The following is a 24,101-nucleotide window of genomic DNA, read 5'->3' on the forward strand; positions in this document are numbered from 1 at the left end:
AAGCTTGGAAGTTCTCTTCTGGCTTAAAAAGTAATGATTATGCAATACGATAATATACAGGATTCTATCTTAGTAAGTAATTACATTAAAGGTGACGAAAGTGCTCTGGAAATTCTTATAAACAGGCACAAACAAAAAATTTACAGTTTTATTTTCTCCAAAGTTTACGACAGAGATGTAGCTGAAGATATTTTTCAGGATACGTTTATTAAAGTGATACGTACTTTAAAACGTGGCGCTTACAACGAAGAAGGTAAATTTCTGCCTTGGGTAATGCGTATTTCACATAATCTAGTAATTGACTACTTCAGAAAAAACAATCGTATGCCAAAATTCGACAATACAGATGAATTTAATATTTTTTCTGTATTAGGTGATAATAGCCTAAATGCTGAAAAAAGCATTATTAAAGAACAAGTTGAAAATGATGTAAGACGTTTGGTTGAAGAACTTCCAGATGATCAGAAACAAGTATTGTTAATGCGTATTTACGATGATTTAAGCTTTAAAGAAATTTCAGATAAAACAGGTGTAAGTATTAATACAGCTTTAGGGCGTATGCGTTATGCTTTAATTAACCTAAGAAAAATAATTGACAAGCATAATATTATTTTAACGAATTAATGCAATAAACTGATTTTTGCCACGTTAATAATTTGTATTCATCCTTAAATTAATATAATGGCAAAACTTTACTCTGAAAATTCTATTAAAAAATCGAATGTAATGGAACCAAGAGAAGAAACGATAAGATTTCTTCTTGATTATTCAAAGGCTTTAAGTGTTATAAATTGTAATAAAAAGAAGTTTGAAGCGCTTCTGAATTAAGTTGGAAAGTCCTAATGAAAATTAGGACTTTTTTGATTTATAATAATCGTCTATCACAGACTTTCTTCCTATAGTTTTGGTAATAATGTCTTTATCTAAATCCCAGCCTCGGGCAGGTGAATATTCGCGTCCGTACCATATAATTTGAAGATGTAAGTCATTCCACAATTCCATAGGAAATAAACGTTTAGCATCTTTCTCGGTTTGAACAACACTTTTACCGTTGCTTAAATTCCAACGATACATTAATCTGTGAATATGTGTATCCACCGGAAATGCAGGAATTCCAAAAGCCTGTGACAATACAACACCGGCGGTTTTATGCCCAACAGCTGGTAATTCTTCTAAATCTTCAAAATTCTGAGGCACTTCACCATTATGCTTTTCAATCAGGATTTTAGATAAACCATGAATCCCTTTACTTTTCATAGGAGACAGACCAACAGGTTTAATGATTTCACGAATTTCATCAACCGTTAATTTCACCATATCATAAGGATTATCAGCTTTTTCAAATAGCAGAGGAGTAATTTGATTCACGCGAACATCGGTACTTTGTGCAGACATCAGTACGGCTATTAATAAGGTGTAAGGATCTTTGTGATCTAAAGGCACTGGAATGGTTGGATATAATTCTTTTAGGGTTGTTATTACAAATTCAATCTTTTGTTCCTTGGTCATAAATTGCATAATTTTGTAGAAAAGCAAAGTTAATATATCTATTGTATTACGCTTTGTAAATGGATTTAAATTGTAAAAATTATATAGATGAATACATTAAAAGTAGGTGATGTTGTTCCTAATTTTTCTTCAACAGACGAACAAGGAAACACTATTACATTAAATGATTATAAAGGAAAAAAACTAATCGTATTTTTTTACCCAAAAGCAAGTACACCGGGTTGTACGGCTGAAGCCTGTAATCTTAGAGATAACTATGAAGTCTTAAAAGATAAAGGATACGAACTATTAGGAGTAAGTGCCGATAGTGCTAAGCGCCAAAGTAATTTTAAAGATAAATATGAATTTCCTTTTCCGTTATTAGCAGATGAAGATAAAACAGTAATTAATACTTTTGGTGTATGGGGCCCAAAGAAATTTATGGGGCGCGAGTATGACGGTATTCATCGCATGACCTTTATTATTGATGAAAACGGAGTGGTAGAACGTGTGATAGATAAAGTAAAAACGAAAGACCACGCTGCTCAAATTTTAGAGGCTTAGATTAAAATATTCCATAAAAAAAGCAGCTATTTAAGCTGCTTTTTTTTATTTCTATATATGAAAAATTACTTTCTTTTTCTGATTAAGGTTAGTGGTTTTCTAGAGTAGCCAAATAATCTGTAATCTTTGATTAATTCTGCAGTTCCATCAGGTACCATATCTTCCCAACCGCTTTCTCCGCTTGCAATCATATTTAAAATTTCTCTGGAGAAAATATTCATGATGGTTGGGTCGTATTCCTCAATATCTATTACTTTACCGTTGTATTTAAAGAACTTATATAATTCTTTCATACGAGGATACACTTTTAAGTTTTCACTGGTAATTAATTCTCCGGTTTCTTGATCGTGCATAGGATATAAATATACTTTTAAATCCTTGAAGAATAATTTACCAAAAGCCTCAAGTATACCACCACTTAAATGTCTGTAATATTTCTCGTCAAAAATATCGACTAGGTTGCTAACGCCCATTGCTAATCCCATTCTGGATTTGGTATAGTTAGAGAAATATTCAACAACTTTGTAGTACTCCTGGAAATTTGAAATCATTACCGAATGTCCTAGGGCACAAAGTAAATCTGCTCTATCGATAAAATCCTGTTCATCAATTTCTCCTTCAGCTCGTAAGTTAGATAAGGTAATTTCGAAAACAACTTCGGTTTTTTCTTTATCAACTTTATTTTCTTTGATAAACATCTCATATGATTTCTCATACATCTCCATGTTTACCTTAGTTACCGGTCTGAAACTTCCACGAAGTGCTAATATATTTTTCTTGTAGAATACTTTTGCAGGTAAAACGTTAGTTCCGTCAGGCCCAAACATTACGGCATCGGTCATCCCGTTTTTAACCAGTTGTAAACTCATTAAACGGTTGTCTACATTCTTAAAAACTGGACCAGAAAAGTTTATGGTGTCAATTTCTAAACGGTCTTTATCTAAATGATCATATAAATAACGAAGTAATTTTTTAGGCTCGTTATATTTATAAAAAGCACCGTAAATTAAGTTAGTTCCTAAAACACCAAGCGTCTCTTGCTGCAGTCTGGCGTCGTTTTCTTTAAAACGAAGATGTAAAATAATTTCGTTATAATCGCCTCCAGCCTCAACCTGGTATTTAATGCCCACCCAACCGTGGCCTTTAAATTGTTTCGCAAAATCGATAGTTGCTACTGTATTAGCATAGGTAAAGAATATTTTATTCGGATTTTTTTCACGCGTTAAACGATTCTCCATAAGATTCATCTCATGGGTCAACATTTTTCTTAAACGTGCTTCGGTTACATAACGTCCATCATCTTCTGCACCATATATAGCGTCACTAAAATCTTTATCGTAAGCCGACATTGCCTTTGCTATTGTTCCAGAAGCACCCCCAGCTCTAAAAAAATGTCTACATGTTTCTTGTCCGGCACCAATTTCGGCGAACGTCCCGTAAATATTTTCGTTTAAGTTAATTCGAAGCGCTTTAGTTTTTAACGAAGGAATATCATCAAATTCTCTATCACCTTTTATGCTTATTTCCATAGGTTTTTAGGTTAATTTCTATAAAGGAGTAAAGATATTAAATAAGTGAGTGAAACAAAAAAACATTCTTATTTTTGTGATAAACTTAAGAATCTATTGGAAGTAACTTTTCTCGGTACCGGCACATCTCAGGGAGTTCCTATTATAGGAAGTGACCACCCTGTTTGTTTAAGTAAAAACCCCAAAGACAAACGATTAAGAGTTTCTGTTTTAGTAGAATGGGATAATTATACTTATGCTGTAGATTGCGGGCCAGATTTTAGATACCAAATGCTTCGATCTGGTTGTAAAAGAATAGATGGTATTGTATTCACACACGAACATGCCGATCATGTGGCCGGGCTTGATGATATTCGTCCGTTTTATTTCAGGCAAGGCGACATTCCCATTTATGCCCATAAGCGTGTTTTAAAGTCTTTAGTGAAGAAGTATGATTATATTTTCGCTACCAAAAACAAATACCCAGGAGCACCTGGGGTTATCGCAAACCGAATTAAAAACAAACCGTTTCAGTTAAAGAATTTAGAAGTTATCCCTATAAACGGGAAACATGGTGATTTACAGGTATTCGGATTTAGGTTTGGGGATTTTGCATACTTAACCGACATGAAAACGATTAAAGACAAGGAGGTAGAAAAAATTAAAAACGTAAAAGTTTTAGTGGTGAATGCGTTACGTCACGAGCCACACTATTCGCATTTTAATTTAGATGAAGCTCTAGACTTTATTAAAAAGGTAAATCCGGAAAAAGCATATTTAACTCATATTAGTCATTTGTTAGGTTTTCACGAAGAAGTAGAAAAAGCATTGCCAGAAAACGTATTTTTGGCGTATGATGAATTACAAATTACCATTTAAAAAATAAAAGATGAAGCAAAGAATTTTCATGTATTTGTTTGTGTTTACCATGTTATTGGTGCTATTTCAGTTTGTTAACTCGAAACGTGTGTTTGAAGATATGAATAAAAACATAGGCGATTATAAGGAACAGTTGCAGCAATACAAAGATTCCTTAGTGAATATGCAGCATGAAATAACAGATTTATCACATTTCAATTTAAAAAGAAATGAAGATGCTATTAGTTATTTTGAAAATCAAGGATATAACGTTAGTGAATTGATTCCGGTTATAAAAGATGAATTATATAAACTGAATGAAACTAGAGATGAACACCCAATTGTACCTTATGCTGCAAGCGAAGGAAAACGCATGATGATTAACACTATAAAGTTATTAAATCATAAATGGATTATTGCCGATTTTACCGATGGCAAGTATTGGGGTGAAATGTTTTTGACCTACTATATAAATGAAGATCAACAAATAGAATTTAATGTTGTCGAGTCGTTTTTGTATCCATTCGATTAATTAATGTTGTTCGATAATGAAGTTTTAACATTTCGAAATTAAACTTCATTTTCCTTTAATACTCATATTCCTAGACTGAGTCTATTTAGTTTACACGGTAGGCGATTCCTTTTTGTTTTTTGGTTTCGCCAACATACGAGTATTCGTAAGTATATGAAGTGTCGGTGGTCGTTAAGATTTTTAAATGAATATCTTTTCGTTCAGCCATGTTTTTCGGATTGATGGTTTTAAAAATAACTTCACAATCATTAATCCATCGTAAAGACGAAGAATCCACCTTATTATTATAAGTTTCCACCTGAAGATTTTCGGTACGCCTAAATGTCGATTTAAATAATTCTCCATTAATAGAGACTTCACTATAATATGCTCCGGTTTTATAATCGCTGCAATTACGTGTGGTTTCAAAACAGCTAAACAAGCTTAAAAAGGTTAGAGCGTACAAAAATTTCATCTGAACGAATTATAAGGTTTTTAAAATTTGAAGCAAAGGTACTAAACAATCTTAATTTTAATTATGATAGTTCTTAAAAGTACCGTCTGAATAAAAAACAACAATACGCTCTATAGTTTTGTTATTTGTATTTTCAGAAAATATTTTTTCCTCTGTGAGATTTACGGGCGCTTTAGGAATTGGAGGTGCATTTACCTCCGGTTGACTTTCTACAGGTGTTTTTTCCAAAGGAGATGGTTTAGTTTCCTTTTTCGCAGGAAAACTGCCTTTGCCATTTAACAACCAATACAACTCAACTTCAGGATAAGCAGAAAGTATTTTAAGGACAAATTCTAAACTGGGTTTATTTCGACCAGATAAAATATGGGAGATGCTAGAGCGTTGCACTCCAATCTTTTCTGCAAAGGAAGAGGCTGATTCGCCATAAAAATTGATGACTCTCTCTAACCGTAGGGTGAATTCTTCTGTGTTTATCATTGTAAATTTCACAAATGTATACTGTGTTACAAATGTAATAAAAATTTATTTATAGTATACATTTGTGTACAAAAAAAGCTGAGAAATTGTAAAATAATATAAAGTATTACTTTAATAAAAATATCTTATATTGCTGAAAAGTAAACTTTTAATATGTATTTTTATTTCTCAGTTAAACAACTTGAGTTTTTAGGCGTAATAAGTCTTAAATAACTACATAACCCTGTTTACAAATGTATACAATTATTTCGTTCGCCTTGTTTACATTTGTAAATCATCAATTGTTCACATTTGTGAATTATTAAATACTTACATTTGTCAACAAAATAATAGCATGCAATTAGATATCATAAAATCACTTTTCTTAAACAACAAAGAGACACGCTTAAGTCATCGATATATTACCAATAATCATATTAAACCAGTTTTAGATTCCTTAAGCAATCAATTAAATATTGAAACTATCGGACAATCTGTTTTAAAAGACGATATCTATGCATTTAAAATTGGCAGCGGGCAAAAACGCATTTTTATGTGGTCACAAATGCACGGTAATGAATCGACTACAACAAAGGCTTTGTTTGATTTAACCAACACCTTATTAAGCAACGATTTTAGTGTTAAGCACATTTTAGAAGGCTGCACTTTCTATATAATACCTATCTTAAATCCTGACGGCGCCAAGGCCTACACGCGAATCAATGCTAATGAAGTGGATTTGAACAGGGATGCTCAGAACTTAACTCAACCGGAAAGTTTGGTATTGAAAGCTGCTTTTGATGCTTTTAAGCCTCATTATTGCTATAATTTACATGGACAAAGAACAATATTTAGTGCAGGAAATGCTGAAAAATCGGCTACAGTATCGTTTTTATCTCCAGCTCAAGATCAGGAATGCACTATAACTCCAAACAGAAAAGTGGCTATGGAGATTATTAGTGTAATGAATGAAGCTTTACAGAAAGAGATTCCTGGGCAAGTAGGTGTGTATGATGATGCTTTTAACTTAAACTGTGTTGGAGATACATTTCAAAGTGAAAATATACCAACCATTTTATTTGAAGCGGGGCATTATCATGAGGATTACGCCAGAGAAAAAACACGTGAGTTAATTTATATCTCTTATTTAACGTCGTTCGATTACATCGCAAAAAATGAGGTTACAGGTGAGAAATATGAATCCTATTTGCAGATTCCTGAGAATGAAAAATTGTTTTTTGATGTTATTATTAGAAATTCTTTAAGAGGAGATATTGGCATCATGTTTCAGGAGCGCTTAGTTAACGACGAAGTGGTTTTTGTTCCTAGAGTTGATAAAATTGATGATTTGAAAGATTTTTATGCGCATAAAACGATTCTAGCCAATGGTTTAGAAGTGTTAAATGTTAACGAAAATCCTATTGAACTAGGCAGCGAAAACGTTTTCGTGATAGTAAATAATGAAAAAATCTCATTATTTCCGAAATAAACCCTATTAATTATGTATTATTTTTAAGGAAATTGTATTATTTTTGCTTTATACTTAAGAATAATTAATTATGGGGAAAATTAAATTAGACGAGATTGATCACCAAATCCTTGATATGTTAATCGATAACACTAGGATTCCGTTTACAGACATTGCTAAGAAATTATTAATATCGGCAGGTACCGTGCACGTAAGAGTGAAAAAAATGGAAGAACATGGAATTATTAAAGGTTCTTCTTTAATGTTAGATTATAAAAAATTAGGGTATTCTTTCATCGCTTATGTTGGAGTATTTTTAAATAAGACTTCAGAAACTAAATTTGTTTTAGAAAGAATAAATGAAATACCGTTTGTTACTGTAGCACATATTACAACAGGGAAATTTAATGTTTTCTGTAAAATCCGTGCAAAAAGTACAGAGCATGCAAAAGAAGTTATCTTTATGTTAGATGATATTGAAGGTGTTTACAGGACTGAAACTATGATATCACTGGAAGAAAGCATTAACGATAAAAAACGATTAATGCATACTATTTTTAACGATATGTAAGCTTAATTGTCTAAAATATAAAAAAAGCGCTGATTGAAAATCAGCGCTTTTTTTATAGTCTTCCGTTAACAGGTTCTTTTAAAAAACCTTTTACATCATATAGGATGCTATTGTTTTCAAGAAGATTTTTAATATCGATATTGAGAAATTCACTGTGAGACACTGCTAATACAACGGCATTAAATTTTCTTTCAGGTAATTCTGTTTGAGTTTTTAAATTGTATTCAAGTTGAACTTCTTCAGGTTTGGCCCAAGGATCATATATGGTAACTTCGGTGCCATAACTTTCTAATTGACGAATGAGATCAACAACTTTAGTATTGCGTACGTCAGGACAGTTTTCTTTGAAGGTAATTCCTAAAATCAAAATTCTAGCATCTTTAATACGAATGTCTTTTTGTGCCATAAGTTTTATAACTTCCGAAGCTACATATTGCCCCATGCTGTCATTTACACGACGTCCGGCTAGTATAATTTCAGGATGATATCCTATTTCTATAGCTTTTTGTGCTAAATAATAAGGATCTACACCAATACAGTGTCCACCAACAAGACCTGGTTTAAAGGGGAGAAAGTTCCATTTGGTTCCAGCAGCTTCCAAAACCGCATGCGTATCAATTTCCATTAAATTGAATATTTTGGCCAATTCGTTTACAAAAGCAATATTAATATCACGTTGTGAGTTTTCGATAACCTTAGCGGCTTCAGCCACTTTAATAGAAGGCGCTAAATGTGTTCCTGCCGTAATAACACTAGCATATAATTCGTTTACTTTTTCACCTATTTCAGGTGTAGAACCAGAGGTGACTTTTAAGATTTTATCTACGGTATGTAATTTGTCTCCAGGATTTATACGTTCGGGGGAGTAACCTGCGAAAAAATCGATGTTATACTTTAATCCGCTTAATTCTTCAAGAATAGGAATGCATTCATCTTCGGTAACACCTGGATAAACAGTGGATTCGTAAATAACAATATCATTGCTTTTTAAAACCTGAGCAATAGTCTTGGTCGAGTTGTAAAGAGGTGTGAGGTCTGGTTTGTTATTTTTGTCAATAGGTGTAGGTACTGTAACGATGTAATAATTACAATCTTTAATATCTTCTAAAAGCGATGTACAGTACAGTCCGTTAGAATTATTGTCTTCAGAACTTTTTAAAACCTCTTTTAGTTCTTTTTCGTCAACTTCTAAAGTAATGTCGTTTCCTGTATTTAGTTCTTCAATGCGTTTTTTATTGATATCAAAACCAACAACAGGATACTTAGTAGCAAATAATCTTGCAAGCGGTAATCCTACGTAACCTAAGCCAATAATGGCAATTTTAATATGATTCATAATTATCTCAAATGGTTCCAATACCACCTAACAGCTTCTTGTAAACCAGATTTTATATCGTATTCAGGGTTGTAATTTAGTAATTCCTTTGCTTTGTCAATAGATGCTAGAGAATGCGGGATATCACCAACCCGATTCTTTTGGTGTTTAATTTCAATATTTTGTATGGAACTATCGTATTCTGACAAATATGTTTTTAAAAGCGAGGTCAACTCCAAAAGCGTTGTGCGTTCACCAAAAGCAACATTATATATAGTGTTTAAAGCTTGTGTATTTGTTGTTGTTAAAGCGTTAATATTTATTTGAATCACATTGTCGATATAGGTAAAATCTCTGGAATAACTTCCATCACCATTAATAACTGGCGATTCGTGATTCATGAGTTGTTGAACAAATTTAGGAATAACAGCAGCATAAGCGCCATCAGGGTCTTGACGTCTTCCAAAAACATTAAAATACCGAAGTCCGATAGTATTTAAACCATAAGTAGTATGAAAAATATCGGCATACAATTCATTAACATACTTTGTAATGGCGTAAGGGGAGAGTGGTTTTCCAATTTGATTTTCTACTTTAGGTAAAGATTTGCTATCTCCATAAGTTGAAGAACTTGCTGCATAAATAAATCGTTTAACATCAACCTCTTTTGCGGCTACAAGCATGTTTAAAAACCCTGAAACATTTACATCGTTTGTGGTGATAGGGTCAGCTATTGATCTAGGCACAGAACCTAGAGCTGCTTGGTGTAAAACATAATCTACATTAGCGCTGGCTTTTTTACAATCAGATAAGTTTCTAATATCGCCTTCAATCAAATTGAAATTAGGATTATCTTTAAAGGCTTCTATGTTTTTTCTTTTTCCTGTTGAAAAATTATCCAAGCAAGTTATTTTAATATCATAAGACAAAAGATGTTCACAAAGATTAGAGCCAATAAAACCAGCACCACCGGTAATTAATACGTGTTTATGTTTCAGTATGTCTGATTGCTCTGATGTCATTTTGGTGTATTAAACTCTTTTTTATTTTTAAATCCTGCCCAGCTACAAATATGAGTAAAAATTGCTAATAATCTTAACAACTATCATTACATTTAATTTTTAATAGGCTTATCTGTTTTTTTTAATGACTACTAAAAAGAAGATTTTTTTATCTCCACCACATATGAGTGGTTTAGAGCAAGATTATGTCAAACATGCTTTTGAAACAAATTGGGTGGCACCTATGGGTGATAATATTAATGATTTTGAAAAGGACTTGCAGGATTTTTTAGGAGTAGATACTTATCCTGTAGCTTTAAATTCCGGAACATCAGCAATTCATTTAGCTTTAATTTTATTAGGAGTTTCTGCTGGAGATGAAGTGTTGTGTCAGAGTTTTACGTTTTCGGCCTCGATAAATCCAGTCGTTTATCAGGGGGGCAAGCCTGTTTTTGTGGATAGTGAATCGATTACTTGGAATATGTCTCCGGAGCTTTTGGAGATCGCTATTAAAGACAGGATTTCTAAACATAAAAAGCCTAAAGCTATTATTGCTGTTCATTTATACGGAATGCCTTATCAGGCCGACAAAATAAATGCTATTGCGAGACAGTATGAGATTCCTGTAATAGAAGATGCTGCTGAAGCACTGGGTAGTTGTTATCACGGCAAACCTTGTGGGAATTTATCAGATATTGGTGTGCTTTCTTTTAATGGGAATAAAATTATAACAACATCGGTGGGAGGTGCTTTAGTTGTCAAGGATTCAAAATTAAAAGACAATGCTATATTCTTGTCAAATCAAGCTAAAGATAAAGCCACACATTATGAACATTCTCAAATAGGATATAATTACAGAATGAGTAATGTGTTAGCAGGAATTGGTCGCGGACAAATGAAAGTTTTAAAGAATAGAGTGGAAGCCAGGCGAAATAACTTTAACTTTTATAAATCTGAGTTATCTAAGTTCGCCGAAATAACTTTTTTAGAGGAACCTGAAAATTTTAAATCGAACCGATGGTTGACTTGTATTACAACAGAGTCCTTTGATATGCGTGAACGTATTCGTTTGGCTTTAGAAAAAGAAAATATAGAATCCCGTCCACTATGGAAACCAATGCATTTGCAGCCGGTTTTTAAAGATTGCTTAAGTTTTACAAATGGTATTTCTGAACATCTTTTTGAAACCGGACTTTGTTTACCTAGTGGTTCTAATTTAAGTCAGGAAGATTTAGGAAGAATTGTCGGAGTTATTTCAAAAACACTTTAAATAGATAAAAAAGCCCGCAAAATAAATGCGGGCTTTTTTTAAGTTTTATGAAGAATAAAATTCAAATGCATCAATAATAATATTATCGTCGACCAGGCAATCAATTTTAGGTTTGCCTATAGCTTCTAAAAGCACGAAATTGATGTTGCCGTGATTGTTCTTTTTGTCGTATTTCAATAAATCCATAATAGGCTGGCGTTCCTCTTCTGTTATTTCGACTTTCCCATAGTATTCGGTAAAGAACTCTTTAATTTTTAAAGTAGTTTCTTTTGGGAAACCAGCTAATTCCGTAGAAATATAAGCGGCTAAAATCATGCCTATAATAATAGCCTCGCCATGTAAAAGTGTTGATCTATGAGGGCTGCTTAAAAAATAAGTTTCTATAGCGTGTCCTAAAGTGTGTCCGAAATTTAAAGTTTTACGAAGTCCGTTTTCGTAAGGGTCGATTTCTACGACATTCTTTTTAATTAAAACCGATTCATGAATGAGTAGGTCTAAATCTTCCACATTCATTTGTGATAAATCCTGAAATTTATTCCAGTAATTTTCGCTACTAATAAGACCATGTTTCAGCATTTCGGCTAAACCCGAGCGCATTTGGTTTTGTGGTAGAGTTGCTAGAAACTGAGTATCTATTAATACTAAATCTGGATTGCTAATAACACCAATCTGATTTTTTAAATGTCCTAAATCGACACCTGTTTTTCCGCCAACAGAAGCATCGACCATCGATAGTAAAGTTGTTGGCACGTTAATGTAAGCTATACCGCGCTTAAAAGTGCAGGCAACGAAACCACCTAAATCAGTAATAACGCCACCACCAATATTAATTAAAAGGCTTTTTCTGTCTGCATCAAGTTCAGAAAGAGTGTTCCAGACACCTACGCAAGTATCAATGGTTTTGTTTATTTCGCCAGATTCTATCTCTATAATTTCAATTACAATCTCGGTTTCCAGTTGTTTTAAGAAATATGGCAGACAAAATTCATGTGTATTTTCGTCAACTAGAATAAATATTTTTGAGAAATTATTTTCTTTAATGTGTTTGTTTATAGATGTATAACACGATTCATTGAAATGAATAGTACAATTGCCTGAGCTGATAGAATTCATGTGAAATATTTAACTTTTTTTTAAGGATGTGAAATTAAGGAGATTTTCCATAAAATGATAACTTCGCTCGCATTACTTTTTATAAATTTTGATTCTATATGAGTGTAGAACGCATATTCGACAACACAGAAGTGGCCTTTGCGCTTAAAAGCGATTCTGAATTAGAACGCGCTTACTTTTTATTCAAAATGATATCCATAGAGCCTTTGGTTCGTATAGGAACAGCTGCGACAAATTTTGCAATTAAAGCACATTTGCCGGTTGAAGGTCTTATCCGCGCTACAGTGTTCGATCATTTTTGTGGTGGTGTAAACGAGGAAGACTGTTTGCCTGTAATCAATAAAATGTACGAAAAAGGCGTGAGCTCTGTGCTTGATTTTTCTGTTGAAGGAAAAGAAAACGAAAAAGAGTTTGATAACGCTTGCGATGTGGTATTGAAAATCATGGAATTCTCTAAAGAATTAAAAGCGATTCCTATTGCTGTTTTCAAACCAACAGGGTTTGGTCGTTTTCATTTATATGAAAAATTAGGTAGAGGAGAAGTCCTTACCGAAAAAGAGCAGGACGAGTGGAATAAAGTAGTTGGTCGATTTGATGCCGTTTGTAAAAAGGCAAAGGATTACAATATTGCTGTTTTGATTGATGCCGAAGAAAGTTGGATGCAAGACGCTGCTGATGCTTTAGTGACTGATATGATGAAGAAGTATAACACGGAGAAGCCGGTTGTTTTCAATACACTTCAAATGTATCGTCATGACAGAATGGAGTTCTTAAGAAAAGAACATGAAAAAGCAAAATCTGAGGGTTATAAGTTAGGATATAAGGTTGTTCGTGGAGCTTACATGGAAAAGGAAAATGAAAGAGCCGAAGAGAAGGGGTATCCAACTCCAATCTGCGCAAGTAAGGCTGAAACTGACGAAAATTTTAATGACTGCTTAAATTATATTTTAAATAATATTGAAGATATTTCGCTTTTCGCCGGTACACATAACGAAGAAAGTTCTTATTTATTAATGGACTTGATGAAGCAAAAAGGGTTAGTGCAGAATGATTCTCGTATTTGGTTCGGTCAGTTGTATGGTATGAGCGACCATATAAGTTTTAATTTATCGAATTTAGGATATAACGTTGCTAAATACATTCCTTTCGGACCAGTAAAAGATGTGATGCCGTATTTAATTCGTCGTGCAGAAGAAAATACTTCGGTAGCAGGACAAACCGGACGGGAGTTAAATTTATTGACTAAAGAAAAGAAACGCAGAAAAACATTACAAGAATGCTCTTAAAATAGATTCAACTTCTTGAGTTGATAGGTTAGGAGTAATATTTTCTAAAGATTTAAAGTCTGCTATTTTTTTAGCAGACTTTTTTTTGTCTTCAATTAAAAAGATATCTGGGTGCTCTGTGAAAGCTAAAGTTTCGTTTACTGAAATCATGGTTTCATGCATTTTTTCGCCTGAACGAATGCCTGTAACTTCAATTGTTAAGTTTTCTTTTTTTGAAATTGAAATAACACTTTTTGCTAAGTCTGAAATTTTTACAGGTTGGCTTTTTGAAAATATTAAAGTATTGTTTTTTAAGTTTTTAATTCTAGTAGATTCAAGTATTAGTTGACATGCTTTTTGTTTCCCAATAAAGAAACGTGTCATGTCTTTACTTGTGATGGTTACAGGCAAGTTTAATTCGATTTGTTTTAAAAACACAGGTAAAACTGAACCACTGGAGCCTAATATATTACCGAAACGTGTTATTGTAAATTTTGTTTTCGGATCAGAAGTTATATTGTTTAAGTATTGTTCGGCGATATTTTTAGTCATTCCCATAATACTTGTTGGTTCAACAGCTTTATCAGAGGAAATGAACACAAAAGTCTCCACCTGATGTTTTGTCGATAGATCCGCAAGCTCTTTTGTTGCTAAAATATTTGTTTTTACAGCTTCATAAGGATTGACTTCCATGAGAGGCACATGTTTGTAAGCTGCACAATGAAAAACCATTGTTGGTTTGTAAGTTTCGAAAATGTGTTTTATTGAAGCAAAATCATTTAGATTGGCGACTTTGAAAACTATAGCGTCAGTTATTTGCTTTTGAAATTCAATGGAAAGATTATAAAGTGCAGATTCCGCAATATCAACTAAAATGATTTTTTGGTATTGGCACCCGGTAAGTTGCCTGAATAATTCTTCACCTATAGTTCCTGCAGCACCTGTAATTAAAATAACTTCATTAGTGAAATCGAGAGTTTTTTCCGAATCAAACGTATTGATATTAGAGTCAAATAAATTAGTATGATTAATAAGTTGATCTATATAATAATCAATAGTGCTCTTCATGAAGGTGTTGTTTAAGCTATTGCAAAGTAGATATTATAAGATAGACGTGCAAACCGAAAAATTTCAATCAAAAACAATTTTAATAAATGTTTGGGACAGAATTTTTAAGTCCATGAAAAAACTTCGGTTCTGTATGTATTCTTTATTGATCTTCAGTTTATCGGGCATGATGGTTTGAATGTAAAATAGTTCTGGGTTCTCTGCTAATTTTAAAACTTCTGGTTCATTTCGATATTTTAATGATGCTAAACCGGTAAGACCTGGTTTTACAGATAAAATATCTTGGTCAGATTCAGAATAATAATTAACGTAATGACGTAATTCTGGTCTCGGACCAACAAAACTCATATCTCCTAAAAGGATGTTTATCAGTTGAGGAAGTTCATCAATTTTATATTTACGTAAAAAGAAACCTTGTTTTGTAATGCGTTTGTCGTTATCTCCTAAAGTTAGTAGATTTTTATTTTCAGTATCTATTCGCATGGTTCGAAATTTGAAAATTGTAAAATCTTCATTATTTACGCCAACCCGAGATTGTTTAAATAAAACCGGTCCTTTAGAATCTAATTTAATAAGAAAAGCCGTAAACAGGAGGAGTGGAGCTAATAAAACAAGTGCTAATGATGAAAATGTAATATCAAACGCTCGTTTTATTCGCATAATGCATTTTAATTATTGTATTTAATTGAGGTTATCGTAGCGATACTATCGCAATTCTCTATTGTTAATTTGATTTCTTTTTCCTGATATTCTCCATCTACAACATATAAACCACAAGGTTCTTTTCGAGTATCACTTTCAGAAAAATTAACATCACCTTTCTTAAGTATGTAATTAATAGCTAAAGTATCTTGATTATTAGAAGGGTAAACGATTTGTTTTTGTCGGATATTCTTTAAAACACGAGCGTCAGGGCCATAACTGCAGGATACTTTTTTTCCGTTTAAAAAGAATGCTAAAATGATTAAACCGAATGAAAATCCGCCAAGATAATACCCAATACGTTGAATTAATTTCATGTATAAAATTTATAATTGGCTTAATTGGTAAAAGAAACGGCTATTAAAAAATAATGAGATTAATATCGCTGTAATTTAAATTGAACCATTCGCCAACAGATTTGTTTGTTAAAATGCCGTGGTAAAAATACAACCCATTTTTCAAACCTTTATCAAATCTTATTGAATTTTCTACACCACCATCTTCGGCAATTTTCAAAAGGTAAGGCGTGAAAATATTACTTATTGACAATGAGGATGTTCTGGAGTACCTGGCTGGAATATTAGGCACGCAATAATGAACAACATCATGCTTTACAAATGTAGGTTGTTTGTGAGAGGTAACTTCACTAGTTTCAAAACAGCCCCCCATATCAATACTGACATCAATAATAATAGAGCCTTTTTTCATGCCTTGCACCATGTTTTCAGTAACGATAACAGGGGAGCGATTGTTGCCACGAACGGCTCCAATAACCACGTCACAACGCTTTAATGCTTTGGTTAAAATTTTAGGCTGAATGGTAGAAGTGTACAATGGACGTCCTAAATGCGTTTGAATACGCCTCAATTTAGTAATGGAGTTGTCGAATATTTTAACGCTAGCCCCCAAGCCAATAGAGCTTCTGGCTGCAAATTCACCTACAGTTCCAGCGCCAAGTATAACCACTTCCAAAGGCGGCACTCCACTAATATTACCAAACATACGACCATTACCACTTTTGGCATCCGTTAATAATTCGGAAGCAATTAAAACTGCGGCTGTTCCTGCAATTTCACTTTGAGATTTCACTGCAGGATAATTACCATCGGCATCTCGAATAAATTCAAAAGCCAAAGCTGTTACTCGTTTTGCAGCAAGGGCTTCAAAGTATTTTTTAGACTGCGTTTTAAGTTGTAATGCCGAAATTAGAATCGTTTGAGGATTCATCATCTTAATTTGCTCCAAACTAGGCGGTTCTACCTTTAAAATCATCGGGCAGGCAAATACTTTTGCGGTGTCTTTTGTAATTTCAGCTCCAGCTTCGCTATAATCCTTATCACTAAAATTGGCGCCATCACCGGCACCTGACTCTAGTAATACCCGATGTCCGTTGCTTACGATAGCAAAAACAGCATCTGGGGTTAAACAAATACGATTTTCCTGAAAGGCAGTTTCTTTAGGTATTCCTATAAAAAGTTCGCCTTTTCGTTTGAAAATTTCAAGAGTTTCTTCCTGTGGTAAAAGTTGTTGTTTTGTGAAAGGAGACAGTTGTTTAGACATGCTTAATGCTGGGTTGATATCAGAAAGTTAAATTACAAATTATTTAGATAGTACATTTAAGTAATATGAAAATATTTTAAGCTTAAGCAGAATTATGTTATTCATCTGATTTTATATTTCTTAAGTGAAAAAGTTTTCGTGTTTATGGTTTTCCCTTAAAAAAAATTAAATAAAAATTGATATGTTTGTAAGTAGAAATCTTTCTATGATTAGAAAACTACCACTACATTTTATACTCTTATTTCCGCTTATAACTTTAGCGCAAAACTACACTATTACCGGACTTGTGGTAGATGAAAATAAAGCCGCTATAGCGTTTTCCAATGTTATTTTATTGTCTGATTCATTAGAAATCGTAAAAGGCACAACAACTGATGAAGATGGGGATTTTATTTTAGAACATCTTAAAAAAGGAAGCTACACTTTAAAAATTTCATTTTTAGGTTTTGAAAATTATATTTTGTCGGTTGATTTAGAAAAATCAATGAATTTAAATGAGATTGTATTAAAAGAACAAACAGAAAATCTGAAAGGTATAACAATTACTGCTAAGCGACCTACGGTAAAACGATTAATTGACCGAATGGTTTTCAATGTAGAAAACTCAACACTTTCCAATCTTAACGTGTTGGATGTTTTGAAACATACACCAGGTGTTATTGTTTCCGATAATAAAATATCTGTAAAAAACGGAGAACCTATTATTTATTTAAACGATAGACGCGTGTATTTATCAACAAACGAGGTTCAGCAGTTATTAGAAGGTTCTACAGCTCAAAATTTAAAATCAATTGAGGTGATCACTAGTCCTCCGGCTAAGTATGATGCCGAGGGGAGTGCTGTTATAAATATTATAACAAGCAAAAATATCGTGACAGGTTATAACGGAAGTGTGTTTGGGAATTACAAACAAGGCCATAAGTACCCTAAATATTCTTTAGGTACAAGTCATTTTTTTAAAACTAATAAATTAAACACTTACATTAATTATAGCGTAAGCCCAAGAAGAGATTACAGGCATAATAATGAGTTTGTAAATTTTAAAGACGAAAACAATCTAACGTCTTCCATTTGGGAAACCGATTTTAAAAGAACAAAAGAATCTATGAATCATAATTTAAATCTGAATATGGATTATGATTTAGACAAAAGCAATACGCTTAGTTTTTCTTCAAATGTTTTAATTTCTCCTGAAAAAAACACGAAAACCGAGGTGAATTCGACTACCAAAATGTTTGATGCAAATCGCATTTTAGATTCTATTTTCAACACGACAAATCATGCGGATTTAAAAACAAATAATTTAGCCCTCAATATTGATTTTGTTCATAAATTTAAGAAAGAAGGCGAGAAGTTGTTGATTAATATGCATCATACCAATTACCAGTATTCAAGTTCACAGAATGTTGATACCGATTATTTTTTACCAAACGAAACTTCAGCTTATAGGCAAAATACTTTTCAGACAAATTCAGATCAAACAACAAAACTTTATACCAGCCAGATAGATTACGAATTACCGCTAAATAATAATGCACAGTTTGAAGTGGGTTTAAAATTTTCTGATATTGATTCTGATAGTTTTATAAATCAGTTTACCATTAATAATGGGCAAAAGTCAGAAGATATTGATGAGCTGGATACTTTTTTATACAAAGAGCAAAATTACGCTATATATTCCAGTTTTTCAAAAGACTGGGAACAGTGGAGTTTCAAAACAGGATTACGAGTAGAGCATACCGGCTTAAGTGGTGAATCTGTTTTATCTGGTAGCTTGAACACTTTTAAGTATACGAAATTCTTTCCGTCACTTTATTTATCTGACCAAATTAATGATAATCATCAAGTGTATGTTAGTTATAACAAACGAATATATAGGCCTAGATACAATGATTTAAACCCTTTTAAATACTATCTTAACGATAATACTTACATTATAGGAAACCCAGAATTAAAACCTCAGATTGACGATGTTTTTACCTTAGGGTATAACCTAAAGAACACTTACACATTTGAGGTGTATTATCGTATTGAAAACGACCCTTCACTTCAGTTATTTCAACAAGATAATATAAACAATATTGTTAGATATGCTAATACAAATACCGACAGAAATATTTCTTATGGGTTAGATTTTATGACTTACACTAATATAGTCCCTAACTGGAATCTGTATGCTTTAACGTCTTTATTTTATTACGAAGGAAGATATTACACAAATCTGAATAATAATGCCTTAACTAATAATAGATGGTCGATATATACGCAGATAATAAATTATTTTTCATTATTGACAGACAAAAGTCTTAATATAGATTTATCGTATAATTATATTTCATCTGTAGTTGACGGACCTTCTTTATATACTGCAAGACATGGCCTTGATATTAATGTTAGAAAAGCATTATGGAAGAATAAGGCTTCAATTTCTGTTGGAGTGACGGATGTTTTTAATACACAGAATTTTGATGTATTAAATAATTACGCTGATCAGGATTTAATAATGAAATCTCGTTTAGAAAACAGAATGCTTACCCTAGGTTTTAATTACAAATTTGGAAACAGCAAGCTATCCAACAATAAGGAAGAAATTAACATAAATGAACGTGATAGATTAGAAGTTAAATCTCCAAATTAAAAATAGTTTTTAAGTTTATCCCAAAAGTTTTTAGGAGTCATTTTGAATTCTTCTTCCAATTCCTCCATTGTTTTGTCTACGCTAGTAATTCTATTGAAGATTTGGGCTCTAATAAGGTAGATAGAAGGTATTATAACAGCCATTATTGGAATCATGTAAATTAACTGATTCGAATCAATGAATTGCGTATCATCATTAATTGTTATAAGTATTTGGTAAGTATACATAGCAATTGGAACTAAAAGTACATGGTACCACCAGTGGCGACATGTAAAAAACCAAATAAATAATAGAAAAATAGGTATAATTTTCCCTGTTAATGTCCAAGCTAATACAAAAGCACTTTCGTAATATTTGCTTTCATAATTAAACAAAAAAGTGTTCCAGATACGTTGATCAGGAACACTTTCATATAAGTAAAATAAATAAGGAGTCATGGCTATAAGAGTAGCGATGATACTCCCTATAATCAAGCTTTTCCTATCCAGCCGATGGAACTTTGATTCTTGATTTTTCAATTTTTGCTGTTTGTTGCTCATTTTGGTTAACTGCGTTAGCGGCATAAGCTGTGAACAACATTCCTCCGAAGATCGCTACTGCGATTAAATACTTTTTAGTTTTCATTTTTTAAGGGATTTAATTAATTAATTACCCAAATGTAACTAAAGGCTAATTTGAAGTTTTTCTTAAAATGTTAAAAAAATGTTAAAAACATGTTTTTTTTATTTTTTTGATGTGGTTTTACCGTAAAACTTCAAATTTCGGATTGAATGTGTTTTTATGTCATTTAACTTAAACGTTATTGTTTGCTATTTTAAAACTAATTGTCTGTTATTGCTTTCTCTCAAATCTATAGATACCGTGTCGAAATGATCTGGTAATAATTCTTCTATGACATCTGGCCATTCTATTAAATTCCAATGTCCGCTATCTAAATAATCTTCTATTCCAAAATTATAAGCTTCTTCAATATCTTTAATTCTGTATAAATCGAAATGAAACACTTTGTCATTTTTCAATACATATTCATTAACAATTGAAAAAGTAGGGCTGCTAACTTCATCATCACTCCCTAAAGCTTTAATTAAGGCTTTAATCAGAGTTGTTTTACCTGCACCCATATTTCCGTAAAACAATAATGTCTTGGTTTTAAGGTTCTTGATAATTTGCTCTGCTACATCATCAAGATTGTCAAGATTATAATTTATTTCCAATTCTTTCAAATTTATAAACAATTTTACAAATAATATACGAAAAACGCTAACATTTTAAACGTTTAATCGGATTTTTTATGTGTTTCATAGATTATTTTGGTAAAAAAACCGAAAAAGGAATAATCATTTCTTCCAAAGAAACGCCACCGTGCTGATAGGTGTTTCTATAGTAACTAACGTAGTGATTGTAATTATTAGGATAAGCAAAGAATGAATCACCTTTAGCAAAAATATAAGAGCTACTCATATTAATAGATGGTAAATGTACTTCCTTTGGATCTTTAATAACAAGCACTTCCTTTTCTTCGTAAGTTAAACTTCTGCCAGTTTTATAGCGCAAATTTAAACTTGTATCTCGATCACCAATAACTTTAGAAGGATTTTTTACATTAATAGTGCCGTGATCTGTAGTAATGATTAGCTTAAAACCGAGTTGCTGTGCCTGTTGAATCATTTCGAGAAGCGGTGAATTTTTGAACCAACTCAAAGTTAATGACCTGTAAGCTTTATCATTAGATGCTAATTCTTTAACAACCTCCATTTCTGTTTTGGCATGAGATAGCATATCTACAAAGTTGTAAACCACTACTGTAAGGTCGTTGTTTTTAAGCGTCTTAAAGTTCTCTACGAGTTTTTTCCCTGTTTTTAAATTGGTGATTTTATGAAATTCGCAGGTTAAATGATTTAGGTTTAATCGTTTCATTTGTGTTTGCAGAAAATCTTCCTCATGTAAATTCTTGCCGCCCTCATCGGTGTCATTTTTCCAGTATTGTGGGTATAGTTTCTCCATATCACTCGGCATTAAACCAGAAAATATAGCATTTCTGGCATATTGTGTTGCGGTAGGAAGGATGCTAAAAAATGCTTCTTCGTGTTCTTTTTTGTAATGATTATTAATGATAGGCTCAAATACTTTCCACTGATCGTAACGCAAATTATCAACAACAACTAGAAGGGTAGGTTGTTCTTTGCTAAGTTCCGGAACAATCTTTTCTTTAAATAAAGTGTGAGACATGGTTGGAGCTTCGGTGTGAGGCTTGAACCAATCGACATAATTTTTCTCAATAAACTTACCGAACTGAATATTAGCTTCCGTTTTCTGAGATTCTAAAATTTCAAACATGCTTGGGTCTTCAATATTTTCCAGTTGAATTTCCCAATACAATAGTTTTTGATATAAATTCACCCATTCTTCATAAGAGTTCACCATAGCTAAGTCCATTGCGATTTTCCTGAATTCCTGCTGATAGCTGGATGTTGTTTTTTCAGAAACTAACCGAGAATGATCTAAATTCTTTTTTAAACTCAACAGGATTTGATTCGGATTCACAGGTTTTATAAGGTAGTCTGCTATTTTACTGCCAATAGCTTCTTCCATAATATATTCCTCTTCGCTTTTGGTAATCATCACCACCGGAAGATTGTCTTGCTTGGCTTTTAGTTCGCTTAATGTTTCCAAACCGGTAAGGCCAGGCATATTCTCATCTAAAAAGACAATATCAAACTTTTCGTTTTCTAAAATATCAATCGCTTCACTACCACTTTTACAGGTTGTAACGTTATAATTACGTTGCTCTAAAAATAATATGTGTGGTTTAAGTAAATCGATTTCATCATCTACCCAAAGTATTTGTATTGTACTCATTTAAATATTTTTAATAATTAATTTATTTCAATTTGTTTTCTGAATGTCTTTTGTTCAGACGGTCTATATATTTATATTTGTTAGCATAAACCTTAATGAATAAAGTTTGAACAAACTTAAAATATTAAACGACCCAATTTACGGATTTATTACTATTCCGAATTCTTTAATATTCGATTTAATTCAGCATAGATATTTTCAACGTTTACGAAGAATTACCCAAATGGGCATGTCCTACACGGTTTATCCAGGAGCGCATCACACGCGATTTCATCATGCTATAGGTTGCGTGCATTTAATGCAGCAGGCGGTTAATGTACTACGTTTTAAAGGGGTTGCGATTTCTGATGCAGAAGAAACTGGGTTATATGTAGCTATTTTGCTTCATGACATTGGTCACGGGCCTTTTTCGCATGCTATGGAGCACAGTATAGTAAATGGTGTGTCTCACGAGCAGCTTTCTTTACTTTTTATGGAACGCTTGAATGAGGAATTTAACGGAAGTTTAACGTTGGCGATTCAAATTTTCAAAGGTGAATATCCAAGGGCGTTTATGTGTCAATTAATCTCAGGACAGTTTGATATCGATCGCGCCGATTATTTAAAGCGTGATAGTTTTTACACCGGAGTTGCAGAAGGAAATGTAAATAGTGAGCGGTTAATAACGATGTTGAATGCGGTAAATGATGAATTGGTTGTTGAAGAAAAGGGTATTTATAGTGTCGAGAAATTTATTGTAGCCAGACGTTTAATGTACTGGCAGGTGTATTTACATAAAACAGGTTTGGTGGCTGAGCAATTGTTAATTAGAGTGTTGAAGCGAGCCAAAGAATTGTCTAGTGAAGGCTATAAACTTTCGGCGAGTAAGTCTTTAATTTACTTTCTGGAAAATAAAATTATGTTAGATGATTTTAATGATGATACTTTAAATGTTTTTGCACAACTAGATGATTACGATATTATTTCGGCTATGAAGGAATGGCAATTTGAATCCGATTTTGTATTAAGTCATTTATGTGAAATGATAATCAATAGAAACCTTCTAACCATAAAATTAAAGAAGAAGCCGATTAAAGAGGAAGCTCTGGAGAATTATTTAAATGCATTAGAGCGTAAGTACAATATAAGCAGAGCAGAAGCCTCGTATTTTGTGTTTAGTGGTGATATTTCAAATCAGGCATACCAACTCAATAAAAAAAGTATAAATATTTTACATAAATCTGGTAAAATTCAGGATGTAGTTAAGGCTTCTGACCATTTAAATATAAAAGCACTAGCTAAGCCGGTAACAAAATACTATATATGTTACCCAAAACAAACCACTTAGGCTTTTAACCTATAAAACGACGATTAGTCTTTCAAACAATAAGCGGGCATAGATGAAAAACTTTAGGACATTTTTCCTATTTTT

The 24,101-nt window shown here is 32.6% G+C and carries 25 protein-coding genes; 10 read left to right on the plus strand and 15 right to left on the minus strand.

Features of this window, described 5'->3' with window-relative positions; all coding sequences use genetic code 11:
* The first annotated feature begins 39 nt into the window (after positions 1 to 39).
* On the plus strand, positions 40 to 624 hold the full coding sequence (locus ICJ84_RS08615; RefSeq protein WP_188215989.1) for an RNA polymerase sigma factor: 585 nt from the start codon (positions 40 to 42) through the stop codon (positions 622 to 624).
* A gap of 225 nt (positions 625 to 849) precedes the next feature.
* Here ICJ84_RS08615 and ICJ84_RS08620 read toward each other — a convergent pair whose 3' ends face one another.
* Positions 850 to 1,509, minus strand: a complete 660-nt coding sequence (locus tag ICJ84_RS08620; protein WP_188215990.1) for an endonuclease III domain-containing protein — start codon at positions 1,507 to 1,509, stop codon at positions 850 to 852.
* Between the two features lie 87 nt (positions 1,510 to 1,596).
* Between ICJ84_RS08620 and bcp the strand changes: the two genes are divergently transcribed.
* Positions 1,597 to 2,052, plus strand: a complete 456-nt coding sequence (gene bcp, locus ICJ84_RS08625; RefSeq protein WP_188215991.1) for a thioredoxin-dependent thiol peroxidase — start codon at positions 1,597 to 1,599, stop codon at positions 2,050 to 2,052.
* A 65-nt stretch (positions 2,053 to 2,117) separates the two neighbouring features.
* On the opposite strand, the gene ICJ84_RS08630 is transcribed toward bcp, so the two are convergent.
* Positions 2,118 to 3,581, minus strand: coding sequence for a TonB-dependent receptor (locus ICJ84_RS08630; protein ID WP_188215992.1), 1,464 nt, complete (start codon positions 3,579 to 3,581; stop codon positions 2,118 to 2,120).
* Between the two features lie 96 nt (positions 3,582 to 3,677).
* Between ICJ84_RS08630 and ICJ84_RS08635 the strand changes: the two genes are divergently transcribed.
* Entirely contained in the window at positions 3,678 to 4,439 is a 762-nt protein-coding gene (locus ICJ84_RS08635) for an MBL fold metallo-hydrolase (protein WP_188215993.1), read from the plus strand.
* Between the two features lie 10 nt (positions 4,440 to 4,449).
* Entirely contained in the window at positions 4,450 to 4,950 is a 501-nt protein-coding gene (locus tag ICJ84_RS08640; protein WP_188215994.1) for a hydrolase, read from the plus strand.
* 85 nt (positions 4,951 to 5,035) lie between these two features.
* Here ICJ84_RS08640 and ICJ84_RS08645 read toward each other — a convergent pair whose 3' ends face one another.
* On the minus strand, positions 5,036 to 5,404 hold the full coding sequence (locus ICJ84_RS08645; protein WP_188215995.1) for a DNA topoisomerase IV: 369 nt from the start codon (positions 5,402 to 5,404) through the stop codon (positions 5,036 to 5,038).
* A 57-nt stretch (positions 5,405 to 5,461) separates the two neighbouring features.
* Positions 5,462 to 5,881, minus strand: coding sequence for a helix-turn-helix domain-containing protein (locus ICJ84_RS08650; protein ID WP_188215996.1), 420 nt, complete (start codon positions 5,879 to 5,881; stop codon positions 5,462 to 5,464).
* Positions 5,882 to 6,215: 334 nt separating this feature from the next.
* Between ICJ84_RS08650 and ICJ84_RS08655 the strand changes: the two genes are divergently transcribed.
* Both ICJ84_RS08655 and ICJ84_RS08660 read left to right on the plus strand, forming a co-directional pair.
* On the plus strand, positions 6,216 to 7,349 hold the full coding sequence (locus ICJ84_RS08655; protein WP_188215997.1) for a M14 family zinc carboxypeptidase: 1,134 nt from the start codon (positions 6,216 to 6,218) through the stop codon (positions 7,347 to 7,349).
* A gap of 70 nt (positions 7,350 to 7,419) precedes the next feature.
* Complete coding sequence (locus tag ICJ84_RS08660; protein ID WP_188215998.1) at positions 7,420 to 7,899, plus strand: Lrp/AsnC family transcriptional regulator; 480 nt, start codon at positions 7,420 to 7,422, stop codon at positions 7,897 to 7,899.
* Positions 7,900 to 7,951: 52 nt separating this feature from the next.
* Here ICJ84_RS08660 and ICJ84_RS08665 read toward each other — a convergent pair whose 3' ends face one another.
* Together ICJ84_RS08665 and ICJ84_RS08670 are read right to left on the minus strand one after the other, a co-directional pair.
* Entirely contained in the window at positions 7,952 to 9,235 is a 1,284-nt protein-coding gene (locus tag ICJ84_RS08665) for a nucleotide sugar dehydrogenase (RefSeq protein WP_188215999.1), read from the minus strand.
* 2 nt (positions 9,236 to 9,237) lie between these two features.
* On the minus strand, positions 9,238 to 10,236 hold the full coding sequence (locus ICJ84_RS08670) for an SDR family oxidoreductase (RefSeq protein WP_188216000.1): 999 nt from the start codon (positions 10,234 to 10,236) through the stop codon (positions 9,238 to 9,240).
* Positions 10,237 to 10,360: 124 nt separating this feature from the next.
* On the opposite strand from ICJ84_RS08670, the gene ICJ84_RS08675 reads away from it, so the two are divergent.
* Complete coding sequence (locus ICJ84_RS08675) at positions 10,361 to 11,485, plus strand: DegT/DnrJ/EryC1/StrS family aminotransferase (RefSeq protein ID WP_188216001.1); 1,125 nt, start codon at positions 10,361 to 10,363, stop codon at positions 11,483 to 11,485.
* Between the two features lie 45 nt (positions 11,486 to 11,530).
* On the opposite strand, the gene aroB is transcribed toward ICJ84_RS08675, so the two are convergent.
* The gene (aroB, locus tag ICJ84_RS08680) at positions 11,531 to 12,598 is read right to left on the minus strand and encodes a 3-dehydroquinate synthase (RefSeq protein WP_188216002.1); all 1,068 of its coding nucleotides are present in this window, start codon (positions 12,596 to 12,598) and stop codon (positions 11,531 to 11,533) included.
* A gap of 98 nt (positions 12,599 to 12,696) precedes the next feature.
* Between aroB and ICJ84_RS08685 the strand changes: the two genes are divergently transcribed.
* The gene (locus ICJ84_RS08685) at positions 12,697 to 13,884 is read left to right on the plus strand and encodes a proline dehydrogenase family protein (protein WP_188216003.1); all 1,188 of its coding nucleotides are present in this window, start codon (positions 12,697 to 12,699) and stop codon (positions 13,882 to 13,884) included.
* Here the strand turns inward: ICJ84_RS08685 and ICJ84_RS08690 are convergent.
* The 4 genes from ICJ84_RS08690 to ICJ84_RS08705 all read right to left on the minus strand — a co-directional run bounded on the left by ICJ84_RS08690 (position 13,867) and on the right by ICJ84_RS08705 (position 17,193).
* On the minus strand, positions 13,867 to 14,931 hold the full coding sequence (locus ICJ84_RS08690) for a polysaccharide biosynthesis protein (protein WP_188216004.1): 1,065 nt from the start codon (positions 14,929 to 14,931) through the stop codon (positions 13,867 to 13,869). The genes ICJ84_RS08685 and ICJ84_RS08690 overlap by 18 nt on opposite strands.
* A gap of 63 nt (positions 14,932 to 14,994) precedes the next feature.
* Complete coding sequence (locus ICJ84_RS08695) at positions 14,995 to 15,591, minus strand: sugar transferase (protein ID WP_194408548.1); 597 nt, start codon at positions 15,589 to 15,591, stop codon at positions 14,995 to 14,997.
* Between the two features lie 8 nt (positions 15,592 to 15,599).
* Complete coding sequence (locus ICJ84_RS08700; RefSeq protein ID WP_188216005.1) at positions 15,600 to 15,950, minus strand: hypothetical protein; 351 nt, start codon at positions 15,948 to 15,950, stop codon at positions 15,600 to 15,602.
* 43 nt (positions 15,951 to 15,993) lie between these two features.
* Positions 15,994 to 17,193, minus strand: a complete 1,200-nt coding sequence (locus ICJ84_RS08705) for an alanine dehydrogenase (protein WP_188216006.1) — start codon at positions 17,191 to 17,193, stop codon at positions 15,994 to 15,996.
* Between the two features lie 181 nt (positions 17,194 to 17,374).
* Between ICJ84_RS08705 and ICJ84_RS08710 the strand changes: the two genes are divergently transcribed.
* Positions 17,375 to 19,831, plus strand: a complete 2,457-nt coding sequence (locus ICJ84_RS08710) for an outer membrane beta-barrel protein (protein ID WP_188216007.1) — start codon at positions 17,375 to 17,377, stop codon at positions 19,829 to 19,831.
* Here ICJ84_RS08710 and ICJ84_RS08715 read toward each other — a convergent pair.
* The 4 genes from ICJ84_RS08715 to porX form a co-directional block, all read right to left on the minus strand.
* Complete coding sequence (locus ICJ84_RS08715; protein WP_241748728.1) at positions 19,828 to 20,304, minus strand: hypothetical protein; 477 nt, start codon at positions 20,302 to 20,304, stop codon at positions 19,828 to 19,830. The genes ICJ84_RS08710 and ICJ84_RS08715 overlap by 4 nt on opposite strands.
* Before the next feature lie 7 nt (positions 20,305 to 20,311).
* Positions 20,312 to 20,455, minus strand: coding sequence for a hypothetical protein (locus tag ICJ84_RS08720; protein WP_188216009.1), 144 nt, complete (start codon positions 20,453 to 20,455; stop codon positions 20,312 to 20,314).
* A 185-nt stretch (positions 20,456 to 20,640) separates the two neighbouring features.
* Positions 20,641 to 21,045, minus strand: coding sequence for a tRNA (adenosine(37)-N6)-threonylcarbamoyltransferase complex ATPase subunit type 1 TsaE (gene tsaE / locus ICJ84_RS08725; protein WP_188216010.1), 405 nt, complete (start codon positions 21,043 to 21,045; stop codon positions 20,641 to 20,643).
* Between the two features lie 91 nt (positions 21,046 to 21,136).
* Positions 21,137 to 22,690, minus strand: a complete 1,554-nt coding sequence (gene porX / locus ICJ84_RS08730; protein ID WP_188216011.1) for a T9SS response regulator signal transducer PorX — start codon at positions 22,688 to 22,690, stop codon at positions 21,137 to 21,139.
* A gap of 106 nt (positions 22,691 to 22,796) precedes the next feature.
* On the opposite strand from porX, the gene ICJ84_RS08735 reads away from it, so the two are divergent.
* Positions 22,797 to 24,017, plus strand: a complete 1,221-nt coding sequence (locus ICJ84_RS08735; protein WP_188216012.1) for an HD domain-containing protein — start codon at positions 22,797 to 22,799, stop codon at positions 24,015 to 24,017.
* Positions 24,018 to 24,101 lie beyond the last annotated feature (84 nt).

Origin of the sequence: Aestuariibaculum suncheonense (assembly GCF_014596935.1) — a bacterium.
Classification (GTDB): domain Bacteria; phylum Bacteroidota; class Bacteroidia; order Flavobacteriales; family Flavobacteriaceae; genus Aestuariibaculum; species Aestuariibaculum suncheonense.

What these genes read in the sequence shown, in the direction of transcription:
- ICJ84_RS08615 (WP_188215989.1), top strand. Translation starts at nt 40, where the DNA reads ATGCAATACGATAATATACAGGATTCTATCTTAGTAAGTAATTACATT.
- ICJ84_RS08620 (WP_188215990.1), bottom strand. Translation starts at nt 1,509, where the DNA reads ATGACCAAGGAACAAAAGATTGAATTTGTAATAACAACCCTAAAAGAA.
- bcp (WP_188215991.1), top strand. Translation starts at nt 1,597, where the DNA reads ATGAATACATTAAAAGTAGGTGATGTTGTTCCTAATTTTTCTTCAACA.
- ICJ84_RS08630 (WP_188215992.1), bottom strand. Translation starts at nt 3,581, where the DNA reads ATGGAAATAAGCATAAAAGGTGATAGAGAATTTGATGATATTCCTTCG.
- ICJ84_RS08640 (WP_188215994.1), top strand. Translation starts at nt 4,450, where the DNA reads ATGAAGCAAAGAATTTTCATGTATTTGTTTGTGTTTACCATGTTATTG.
- ICJ84_RS08645 (WP_188215995.1), bottom strand. Translation starts at nt 5,404, where the DNA reads ATGAAATTTTTGTACGCTCTAACCTTTTTAAGCTTGTTTAGCTGTTTT.
- ICJ84_RS08650 (WP_188215996.1), bottom strand. Translation starts at nt 5,881, where the DNA reads ATGATAAACACAGAAGAATTCACCCTACGGTTAGAGAGAGTCATCAAT.
- ICJ84_RS08655 (WP_188215997.1), top strand. Translation starts at nt 6,216, where the DNA reads ATGCAATTAGATATCATAAAATCACTTTTCTTAAACAACAAAGAGACA.
- ICJ84_RS08660 (WP_188215998.1), top strand. Translation starts at nt 7,420, where the DNA reads ATGGGGAAAATTAAATTAGACGAGATTGATCACCAAATCCTTGATATG.
- ICJ84_RS08665 (WP_188215999.1), bottom strand. Translation starts at nt 9,235, where the DNA reads ATGAATCATATTAAAATTGCCATTATTGGCTTAGGTTACGTAGGATTA.
- ICJ84_RS08670 (WP_188216000.1), bottom strand. Translation starts at nt 10,236, where the DNA reads ATGACATCAGAGCAATCAGACATACTGAAACATAAACACGTATTAATT.
- ICJ84_RS08675 (WP_188216001.1), top strand. Translation starts at nt 10,361, where the DNA reads ATGACTACTAAAAAGAAGATTTTTTTATCTCCACCACATATGAGTGGT.
- aroB (WP_188216002.1), bottom strand. Translation starts at nt 12,598, where the DNA reads ATGAATTCTATCAGCTCAGGCAATTGTACTATTCATTTCAATGAATCG.
- ICJ84_RS08685 (WP_188216003.1), top strand. Translation starts at nt 12,697, where the DNA reads ATGAGTGTAGAACGCATATTCGACAACACAGAAGTGGCCTTTGCGCTT.
- ICJ84_RS08690 (WP_188216004.1), bottom strand. Translation starts at nt 14,931, where the DNA reads ATGAAGAGCACTATTGATTATTATATAGATCAACTTATTAATCATACT.
- ICJ84_RS08695 (WP_194408548.1), bottom strand. Translation starts at nt 15,591, where the DNA reads ATGCGAATAAAACGAGCGTTTGATATTACATTTTCATCATTAGCACTT.
- ICJ84_RS08700 (WP_188216005.1), bottom strand. Translation starts at nt 15,950, where the DNA reads ATGAAATTAATTCAACGTATTGGGTATTATCTTGGCGGATTTTCATTC.
- ICJ84_RS08705 (WP_188216006.1), bottom strand. Translation starts at nt 17,193, where the DNA reads ATGTCTAAACAACTGTCTCCTTTCACAAAACAACAACTTTTACCACAG.
- ICJ84_RS08710 (WP_188216007.1), top strand. Translation starts at nt 17,375, where the DNA reads ATGTTTGTAAGTAGAAATCTTTCTATGATTAGAAAACTACCACTACAT.
- ICJ84_RS08720 (WP_188216009.1), bottom strand. Translation starts at nt 20,455, where the DNA reads ATGAAAACTAAAAAGTATTTAATCGCAGTAGCGATCTTCGGAGGAATG.
- porX (WP_188216011.1), bottom strand. Translation starts at nt 22,690, where the DNA reads ATGAGTACAATACAAATACTTTGGGTAGATGATGAAATCGATTTACTT.